This is a genomic window from Neisseria sp. P0022.S010, assembly GCF_051956635.1.
This window is the reverse complement of record NZ_JBQCXF010000928.1, coordinates 1-438: the sequence shown is the minus strand read 5'-3', so window position 1 is coordinate 438 and position 438 is coordinate 1. Positions and strand designations below refer to the sequence as shown.

The following is a 438-nucleotide window of genomic DNA, read 5'->3' as shown; positions in this document are numbered from 1 at the left end:
TTTTTGATACGGACTTCGACACCTGCGGTACCCTCCCCAAACAACCCTCACACCACCACATCGATATAGATACCCACCGCCTCATCCGCTTGAGTTTGATTTCCGTGCTTGGCGCAGGGAAATGGAGGGAACAAAGAGAACTTTGTTTTGATTGCGCTGTTTGTCTCGGTACGCCGGTTTCTTCGCCATCCGTGTGTGAAAAAATGGCGGATAATGTATTGAACCATCACGCCGCGAGGCCGTTTGACTTCATTGCCAATCTGCACAATTCCCCCGTTTTGCATGCCGCGCAAGCGTTAGGCACGTATGGTGCAACTTTGGTTGTTGCTGCCGACAATAATATGGATACCTGCTTTCACCCATTATTACTGGCGATGTAGTTTTTGCAAAATGGCGGTCAAGCTGCGGTTGGCTGGACATATGAGCATCAAGCAGCAC

Annotated in this window: 1 pseudogene; it reads left to right on the top strand. The window is 49.8% G+C overall.

Annotated features, from left to right (window positions below):
* Positions 1 to 380, top strand: a pseudogene (locus ACTHUT_RS22155) (hypothetical protein); the annotation flags it as partial.
* Between the last annotated feature and the right edge of the window lie 58 nt (positions 381 to 438).